The sequence below is a fragment of the Nocardioides sp. REDSEA-S30_B4 genome (genome assembly GCF_001627265.1).
GTDB lineage: Bacteria > Actinomycetota > Actinomycetes > Propionibacteriales > Nocardioidaceae > Nocardioides.
Genome location: NZ_LUPI01000084.1, coordinates 1 through 7776, shown reverse-complemented (window position 1 = coordinate 7776; position 7776 = coordinate 1). Strand labels below are relative to the sequence as shown.

General features: G+C 74.0%; 8 protein-coding genes. 6 read left to right on the top strand and 2 right to left on the bottom strand.

Features of this window, described 5'->3' with window-relative positions:
* A partial coding sequence (gene ssd / locus A6R01_RS15490; RefSeq protein ID WP_292607713.1) for a septum site-determining protein Ssd occupies positions 1-796 on the bottom strand: 796 nt, incomplete at its 3' end.
* A gap of 112 nt (positions 797-908) precedes the next feature.
* Between ssd and A6R01_RS15485 the strand changes: the two genes are divergently transcribed.
* The gene (locus A6R01_RS15485; RefSeq protein WP_292607710.1) at positions 909-1697 is read left to right on the top strand and encodes an HAD family phosphatase; all 789 of its coding nucleotides are present in this window, start codon (positions 909-911) and stop codon (positions 1695-1697) included.
* A 382-nt stretch (positions 1698-2079) separates the two neighbouring features.
* Here A6R01_RS15485 and A6R01_RS15480 read toward each other — a convergent pair whose 3' ends face one another.
* Positions 2080-2799, bottom strand: coding sequence for an oxidoreductase (locus A6R01_RS15480; protein WP_292607708.1), 720 nt, complete (start codon positions 2797-2799; stop codon positions 2080-2082).
* 35 nt (positions 2800-2834) lie between these two features.
* On the opposite strand from A6R01_RS15480, the gene A6R01_RS15475 reads away from it, so the two are divergent.
* Genes A6R01_RS15475 through A6R01_RS15455 form a run of 5 tightly spaced genes read left to right on the top strand, consistent with a single transcriptional unit; the run spans position 2835 to position 7598 of the window.
* Positions 2835-3776, top strand: a complete 942-nt coding sequence (locus A6R01_RS15475) for a class I SAM-dependent methyltransferase (RefSeq protein WP_292607705.1) — start codon at positions 2835-2837, stop codon at positions 3774-3776.
* Between the two features lie 4 nt (positions 3777-3780).
* On the top strand, positions 3781-4914 hold the full coding sequence (locus tag A6R01_RS15470; protein ID WP_292607703.1) for a histidine kinase: 1134 nt from the start codon (positions 3781-3783) through the stop codon (positions 4912-4914).
* Positions 4914-5654 (top strand): LytTR family DNA-binding domain-containing protein, encoded by a 741-nt coding sequence (locus tag A6R01_RS15465; RefSeq protein WP_292607701.1) that lies wholly within the window; start codon positions 4914-4916, stop codon positions 5652-5654. The genes A6R01_RS15470 and A6R01_RS15465 overlap by 1 nt, the downstream gene beginning before the upstream one ends.
* A gap of 20 nt (positions 5655-5674) precedes the next feature.
* Entirely contained in the window at positions 5675-6049 is a 375-nt protein-coding gene (locus A6R01_RS15460) for a hypothetical protein (protein WP_292607699.1), read from the top strand.
* 7 nt (positions 6050-6056) lie between these two features.
* Positions 6057-7598 carry a cation acetate symporter gene (locus A6R01_RS15455; RefSeq protein ID WP_292607696.1) on the top strand — a complete coding sequence of 514 codons (1542 nt, stop codon included), beginning with the start codon at positions 6057-6059 and terminating at the stop codon, positions 7596-7598.
* Positions 7599-7776: the final 178 nt, after the last annotated feature.

The window sequence follows — 7776 nt, the reverse complement described above, 5'->3', positions numbered from 1 at the left end:
CGCCGAGCCGCGGCAGGTCGACGACCACGACGTCGTGGCCCCGTCGTGCCGCGGCCAGCACCTCGGCGACCTGCTCCGCGCCCGGCAGGTGCGGCACCGCGGCCTGTCGCCAGGTGAGCACCCCGAGCCGTCCGCGCCGTGGCACCCCCTCCCTCAGGTCGCGGGCGGCCAACCGTCCGTGCGAGCCGGCCAGCTGCTCCCACCCCACGCCGTCGACGTGCTCGAGCCCGAGGACCCGGTCGACCCCCGGCCCCCACGCGTCGGCGTCCACGACCAGCGTGGCGTCGTGGCGCGAGGCGACCTGCCCGAGGGCCGCGGCGAACGTGGTGGCCCCTGCACCGCCGGCACCACCGAGCACCCCGACCACCCGCCCGTCAGCCGTCGCGTGCTCGAGGTCGGCCAGCGCGGTCGCCAGCCACGCCCCGGCCGACGGCAGCTCGGCCACCTCGCCGACCCCGAGGTCCAGGGCGGGTCGAAGCAGCGCCTGGTCGACCGGACCGCTGCTCACCAGCACCACCCCGGGTCGCCTGGGCGGCCGCAGGTCGGCGGTCGCCCGCAGCCGGTCGGCGCCGAGCAGCACCAACGGCGCGGTCTGCCACCGGCGCAGCAGTCCACCGTCGTCCGGCACGGGCACGATGCCCACCCCGACCGAGGCGGCCAGCCGCTGCACCTCGGCGTGCAGCAGCGGGTCGGCGGTCGCGAGCAGCACGGCGGGGCGATCAGCGGCGCGGTCAGCGGGGCGGACTGACTGACCTTCGGCGGGGCGGTCGGCAGCGGGGGCGGCGGGTGTCTCCATGCCGGCAGCCTGTCCCGCGCAGCGGCCGGTCCAGCGGCGTACGAGCCCGGCTGTGGAGGAGGCCGCGACACACCGCCGGTGTGGAGAGGTCGCGGCCCGTATGCTCGAACCCATGCCGGCTGCGGCCTTCTTCGACCTCGACAAGACGATCATCGCCAAGTCGAGCACCCTCGCCTTCAGCCGCCCCTTCCAGGCGGGCGGTCTGATCTCGCGGCGCGCGGTGCTGCGCTCGGCGTACGCGCAGTTCATGTACCTCGTCGGGGGTGCCGACCACGACCAGATGGAGAAGCTGCGCCAGTTCATGTCGCAGCTGTGCGCCGGCTGGGACGTGCAGACCGTGCGCGACATCGTCGCCGAGACCCTGCACGACATCGTCGACCCGTTGGTCTACGAGGAGGCCGTCGACCTCATCTCGCTGCACCAGCTCGCCGGCCGCGAGGTCGTCATCGTCTCCGCCTCCGGCACCGAGGTCGTCGAGCCGATCGGTGAGCTGCTCGGTGCCGACTCCGTCATCGCGACGATCCTCGAGGTGGAGGACGGCCGCTACACCGGCGAGATCGAGACCTACATGTACGCCGAGGAGAAGGCCGCCGCCATCCGCGAGCTCGCGGAGCGACGCGGCTGGGACCTCGCCGACTGCTTCGCCTACAGCGACTCGGTCACCGACGTCCCGATGCTGGAGGCCGTCGGCCACCCGCACGCGGTGAACCCCGACAAGGACCTGCGCCGCCACGCGATCGAGCAGGGGTGGCCGGTCCTGGTGTTCGACAAGCCGGTCGCGCTGCGCTCACGGGTGCCCGTCCCCTCGCGGCCCACGTTGGCCGCGCTGGCCGTCGGCGGCGCCGTCGCGGTCGGCGGGGTGATGTGGGCCGGCGCTCGCAAGCGCGCCACCGGCGCCTGAGGCCTCCCCCGCCAGCAGAACCTCTCGACGGCCGGTCCCTGCCACGTGCGGCCGCCCCGCGCCACCTGGTCCGCACCGGTCGCGACCTCCTCCAGCGGGTGGACCGGTCGACCAACACCAAGACTCGCCGGGAGGGGTTGTGTCGCCCGTCACATCGGCGTACACATGAATACAACAACTCCAGAGACGTACACGAGGCCCGAGGTACCCACGCGGCGATCGACCCTTCCTACAGGGTGCCTGTCGAGTCGGGATGCTCCCGCGGCAGCAAGTTGATGATGCACGCCTGGTAGCCGGCGGCGTCTCGTGTCAGCGGTGGCCTCCGGGGCGTGTCCCCGGGGGCCACCAGCATGTCCGGGACCGGTCGCGAGCGTGGGGAGGATCAGCCGCGCAGCGGCGAGGCGTCCGCGCCGGAGGCGAAGGCCTCGGGGGCGTAGAGCAGCCAGGAGTGGATGCCGGAGTCCTCGCCGGAGGCGTAGCCGCGCAGGTTGGACTCGTAGGCCTCGCGGTGCGCGAGGTGTCCGGCCTCCGGCACCGTCAACGAGGCCGGGTCGACGCCGCGGGCGACGAGCACGAGCCGCTCGGCGGCGCGGGCGACGATGCCGTTGTGGCTGGGGAACGGCGCGGCGGTGGCCAGGTCGGCGTGGGCGAGCGCGGCCACCATCAGTGCCGGTGCCGCGGTCTCGGCCAGCAGCGCGTCGGACAGCGACCGCAGCCGCTCGGCCGACGCGGCGTCACGGGGACGGCCGCGGCGCTCCTCGGGGAGGCTGCTCGCCGAGGCGACGGCGTGGATGCGGGCCAGCGCCTGCAGCGGCGCCCGGCCCAGGACCGGCACCAGCGACAGCAGCTCGGTGGACACCCGCACGGCGTCGACGGCGATCGCGTCACCGGCGCCCTCGGCGACCTCCTCGAAGGTCGAGGTCGACCCCTCCAGGACCGCCGAGGCGTGCGCCCCGCGCAGCAGCGAGGTCGCGGTCTGCTCGGGAGTGGTACGCCGCAGGCCGCGGTCGCGCAGCAGGGCGTCGATGCCGTCACGGGTCGCCGTGAACGCGCTCGGGACTCCCTCGAGCGACACCAGCCAGGACATCGGGTCGGCGCTCACGTCCCGGAGGCTATCGACCCCATAGTCTTGGCCCGATGACCGACCTCCAGCCTGGCGCGGACCCGAGGAGCTGCTTCGGGTCGGTCGCCGACGCCTACGACCGTGGCCGCCCGTCGTACCCGACCCAGGCGGCGGCCTGGCTGGTGGGCGAGCAGCCCGCGACCGTCCTCGAGCTCGGCGCGGGCACCGGCAAGCTGACCGAGGTGCTCGTCGGCCTGGGTCACGAGGTGCACGCCACCGACCCCGACGCCGCGATGCTGGAGCGGCTGCGGGCCCGGTTGCCGCTGGTGCGCGCGAGCGTCGCCGGCGCGGAGGACATCCCGCTGGGCGACGGCAGCGTCGACGTGGTGGTGGCCGGCCAGGCGTTCCACTGGTTCGACATGGAGCGCGCGCTCCCGGAGATCAACCGGGTCCTGCGCCCCGGCGGCCACCTGGCCCTGGTGTGGAACCAGCGCGACGAGCGCGTCCCGTGGGTGCGACGCCTCGGCGCCCTGCTCGGCGACCAGGACCAGCGCACCGACCTCGCCGACCCCCTCGAGCACAGCGGGCTCTTCGGCTGGGTCGAGGAGGAGACCTTCAAGCACCGTCAGGTCATCGACCGCGAGAGCGTGCTGGACCTGGCGCTGTCGCGCAGCACCATCGCCACCCTCGACGAGCACCGCCGCGAGGCCAAGCTCGCCGAGGTGCGCGCGTTCTACGACGACTACGGCCGCGGCATGGACGGCATGCAGCTGCCCTACCTCGCCCGCTGCTACCGCGCCCGGATGGTCGAGCAGGAGCGCGCGCCCCGCCCCGCCAGCGCCACCACCGTCACCGGCACGCCCGACGCGGTCGCCGAGCCGGCACCGGAGGTGCACGACTCCCCCATGCTCGTGACGACCGGGAGCATCCCGCGCATCGACGTCGAGGTCGCCAAGGCCACGCCGGCCTCGGTCCTCGACGACGACACCGCCATGCTGCTGATCGACTTCCGCTGAGCCGATGCGTGCGACGCGGTGGTCCTGGCGGCCGTGGCGGCGCGCCCACCTCGGCACCGACGCCGACCGCGCGACGTTCCGCACGCTGCACACCGCGGCGCTCGCCTCGCCCGCCCTGCGCGCGGGCCTGACCCGGGAGAGCGCCGAGCGCGCCGTACGCCACCTGCGCGCCCTGCTCGGCTCCTCGGCCGTGGCGCTCACCGACACCGGCGGCCTGCTGGCCTGGGACGGCGCCGGCCAGCACCACGCCGAGCGGGTGCCCGCGCTGGTGCAGGCCACCCTCGAGCGCACCGGGTCGCGGGCCTTCGGCCGGGAGGACCTGCACTGCGTCGAGGCCGGGTGTCCCGCGCGTACGGCGGTGGTGAGCCCGCTGTTCGTGGAGGACCGCGTCGTCGGCACGCTCCAGGCCTTCGCGCCGGTGTCGACCGCCGGCCTGGCCCGGGCGACCGAGGAGGTCGCGCAGTGGGTGTCGGGCCAGCTCGAGCTCGCCGAGCTGGACTCCTCTCGCACCCGCCTGATGGAGGCGGAGGTGCGCGCGCTCCGGGCCCAGATCAGCCCGCACTTCGTCTACAACTCCCTCGGGGCCATCGCCAGCTTCGTGCGCACCGACCCCGACCGCGCCCGCGAGCTGTTGCTGGAGTTCGCCGACTTCACCCGCTACTCCTTTCGCCGCCACGGCGAGTTCACGACCCTGGCCGAGGAGCTGAAGTCCGTCGAGCGCTACCTCCTGCTCGAGCAGGCTCGCTTCGGCGAGCGGCTGCAGGTCACGCTGTCGATCGCGCCGGAGGTGCTGCCGGTCGCGGTGCCGTTCCTGTGCATCCAGCCGCTGGTCGAGAACGCCGTGCGCCACGGCCTCGAGGGCGCCGAGGGCGGCGGCCACATCCGCATCACCGCCCGCGACCAGGACCACGAGTGCCTCATCGAGGTCGAGGACGACGGCCTCGGCGAGGACCCCGACCACGTGCGGCGGGTGCTGGCCGGCGACCGCAGCGTCGACTCCGTCGGCCTCGGCAACGTCGACGGGCGGCTGCGCACGGTGTACGGCGACGAGTACGGTCTCGTCGTCGAGACCGCTCCCGGGGCCGGCACGAAGGTCGTCGTCCGGGTGCCCAAGTTCGCCCCGGGGGTGCACGCCTGATGACCACGACCGCGCCGAGCGGCGCCGGGCTGCGCGTGCTCGTCGTCGACGACGAGAAGCCCACCGTCGACGAGCTCACCTGGCTGCTGCAGCGCGACCCCCGCGTCGGCGAGGCGCTCTCCTGCACCGCGGCCACCGAGGCGCTGCGGACCCTGCAGGAGACCGAGGTCGACGCGATCTTCCTCGACATCTCGATGCCGGGGCTCAGCGGTCTCGAGCTCGCCCAGATCCTCAGCCGCTTCAAGCAGCCGCCGCGGATCGTGTTCGTCACCGCCCACGAGCAGCACGCGGTCGAGGCCTTCGAGCTGCAGGCCGTCGACTACGTCCTCAAGCCGGTGCGCGCCGAGCGGCTGGCCGAGGCGGTGCGCCGCATCGGCGGCGGGTCCGAGGCCCCCGCGGTCACCAAGGAGGTGCAGATCCCGGTCGAGCTCGGGGGCGTCACGCGCTTCATCAACCGCAGCGACATCACCCACGTCGAGGCGCAGGGCGACTACGCGCGACTGCACACCCCCACCGGCTCCCACCTGGTCCGCACGCCGCTCTCCACGCTGGAGGAGGAGTGGCGACCGGCGGGCTTCCTGCGCATCCACCGCTCGCTGCTGGTCGCGCTCCCCCACGTCGGCGAGGTCCGCATGGAGTCCGGCCGCTGCTCGGTCGTCGTCGGCGAGGGCACCGAGCTCGTCGTCAGCCGCCGCCACACGCGCGAGCTGCGCGACCTGCTGCTGCGGCGCGGCCAGTAGGCATCGGGCCAGGCGACCAGGTGACCGAGCGTCCGACCCCGCAGCGGGTCCGCATCACCGGACCGCCACGCCGTCGCCCGCCGATGGCACGCAAGGGCGAGGTCGACGCGGACACCCGGCTCGGTGGCGTGTACGTCGGGTCGTTGCTGCGCGAGCAGCTGTGGCTGGCCGTGCGGACGCTCGCCCTGCTCACCGTGACGATCGGGTCGCTTCCCGTGGTGTTCCACCTGCTCCCGGGCCTGGCGTCGGTCCACGTCGGACCCGTGCCGGTCGCGTGGCTGGTGCTGGGCTTGGCGTCGTACCCGTTCCTGGTGGTGCTGGCCTGGCGCTACATCCGCCGCGCCGAGCGCAACGAGGCCGCCTTCGCCGAGCTGATGGACGAGGTGGAGCGGTGAGCAGCACGTGAGCACCGGGGTGGACGCGGCGCCGGGCATCGTCGCGATCGTGCTGGTCACCGTGGCGACGCTGGCGCTCGGGGCCTACGGGCTGCGGTTCTCCCGCACGACCAGCGACTTCATGGTGGCCTCGCGCGCGGTGGGACCGCGGATGAACGCGTCGGCGATCAGCGGGGAGTACCTCTCCGCCGCGTCGTTCCTCGGGGTCGCCGGACTGCTGCTGACCTTCGGCGCCGACATGCTGTGGTACCCCGTCGGCTGGACCGCGGGCTACCTCGTCCTCCTCGTGCTCGTCGCCGCGCCGCTGCGGCGCTCGGGCGCCTACACGCTGCCCGACTTCGCCGAGGCCCGGCTGGGATCGACCGCCGTGCGCCGGGCCTGCTCGCTGCTGGTCGTGGGGATCGGGTGGCTCTACCTGCTGCCGCAGTTCCAGGGCGCCGGCATCACGCTCTCCAGCGCGGTCGGCGGGCCGGACTGGCTCGGCTCCCTGGTCGTCGGCGTCGTCGTGCTGCTCAACGTCACCGCCGGCGGGATGCGCTCGATCACCCTGGTGCAGGCCTTCCAGTACTGGCTCAAGCTCACCGCCCTGCTCGTCCCCGCCGCGGTGCTGCTGGTGGTGTGGCTCGGCGACGGGCGCCCCGGAGCGGCCAGCCCCGCGGGCGACTCCTTCCCCGGCGACGTCGTCGCGTGGTCGGACCCGCTGGCGGCCGGTGGTCCGCAGGGGCTCTACCTCACCTACTCCCTCATCATCGCCACGTTCCTCGGAACGATGGGTCTCCCGCACGTGGTCGTGCGCTTCTACACCAACCCCGACGGTCGCGCCGCGCGCCGCACGACGCTGCTGGTGCTGGTGCTGATCGGGTTCTTCTACATGATCCCGCCGGTGTACGGCGCCCTCGGCCGCGTCTACGCCCCCGAGCTGGCCGCGGCCGGCTCGGACTCCCTGGTGCTGGAGCTGCCCGGCCTGATGCTCGGCGGGCTGGGCGGTCAGGTGCTGACCGGGATGGTGGTCGGCGGCGCCTTCGCGGCGTTCCTCTCGACCTCCTCGGGTCTGGCCATCGCGGTCGCCGGCGTGCTCTCCCAGGACGTCTTCACCCGCCCGTTCCGGGGCCGCCGGCTCTCCGGGGTGACCGGCTTCCGGGCCGGCGCGGTCGTCGCCGTGGTGGTGCCGGCCCTCGTGGCGCTCAGCGACTCCGACGTCGGGGTCGCCACCACGGTGGGGCTTGCCTTCGCGGTGGCCGCCTCGACGTTCTGCCCGCTGCTGCTGCTCGGCATCTGGTGGCGCGGGCTCACCACCGCCGGGGCGCTGGCCGGGTTGCTGACCGGCGGCCTCGGCTCCGGGCTGGCCGCCCTGCTCACGCTCTACACCGCCCAGAGCGACGGCTGGCTCGACGTCCTGCTCCGCCGCCCCGCGGCCTGGTCGGTGCCCCTCGCGCTGCTGGTCATGGTCGCGGTCTCGCTGGCCACCCGGCGTACCGCCCCCGCCCACGTCGCCCGCTTCATGGTCCGGCTGCACACCCCCGAGGCCGTCGCCCTGGACCGCGGCTGACCCGCTGACCCCTCCGGGACGTCATACGGACGGGACGTCCGCTGCTTCGGGACGTATGACGTCCCGCGGTGCCTTAACCGGCTCTTCACAATCCGGGGTGTAGTTGGGGTCTGAAGCCGCCGGTCTCGAGGAGGCTTCTGGCGATGTAGTTGGTCAGGTTGCGGAACCCGAGTGCTGA

What these genes read in the sequence shown, in the direction of transcription:
- A6R01_RS15465 (WP_292607701.1), top strand. Translation starts at nt 4,914, where the DNA reads ATGACCACGACCGCGCCGAGCGGCGCCGGGCTGCGCGTGCTCGTCGTC.
- A6R01_RS15485 (WP_292607710.1), top strand. Translation starts at nt 909, where the DNA reads ATGCCGGCTGCGGCCTTCTTCGACCTCGACAAGACGATCATCGCCAAG.
- A6R01_RS15475 (WP_292607705.1), top strand. Translation starts at nt 2,835, where the DNA reads ATGACCGACCTCCAGCCTGGCGCGGACCCGAGGAGCTGCTTCGGGTCG.
- A6R01_RS15470 (WP_292607703.1), top strand. Translation starts at nt 3,781, where the DNA reads ATGCGTGCGACGCGGTGGTCCTGGCGGCCGTGGCGGCGCGCCCACCTC.